We start from the raw sequence: 310 nt of genomic DNA, 5'->3' as shown, positions 1-310 counted from the left end.
GGTGATTTTCACACCTTCAATCAGGTCGTTCATGCGGTTTAGACAACGTAAAAGCGTTGATTTACCGCAGCCTGATGGACCAATCAGAGCCGTTACTTGGCGCAATGGGATTGGTAGGTTAATGCTTTTTAGCGCTTTATTGTCGCCATAGTAAAGATCTAGGTTTTCGATATTAAATTTGTTCATTTTTCAGTATCTCTTAAATTCTTTAAAGTCTATCTAGCAACAATTAGTAAGTAGCTTTGTTGAAGCGGCTAGCGATTAGCTTGGTTAACATGTTGATCAGTAGTACCACTACGATAAGTACAGT

The 310-nt window shown here is 38.7% G+C and carries 1 protein-coding gene; it reads right to left on the bottom strand.

The genetic code is table 11. The annotated features are described in order from the left end of the window. Positions 1-186, bottom strand: a 186-nt coding sequence (locus AB4585_RS29390; RefSeq protein WP_372172361.1) for an ATP-binding cassette domain-containing protein, incomplete at its 3' end; no start/stop codon positions are given. Positions 187-310: the final 124 nt, after the last annotated feature.

It is taken from the genome of Vibrio sp. 10N.222.49.C9 (assembly GCF_041474985.1).
In the GTDB taxonomy this organism is placed as follows: Bacteria; Pseudomonadota; Gammaproteobacteria; order Enterobacterales; family Vibrionaceae; genus Vibrio; species Vibrio crassostreae_C.
The sequence above is the reverse complement of the archived record's forward strand: the minus strand, read 5'-3'. Positions and strand labels throughout refer to the sequence as shown.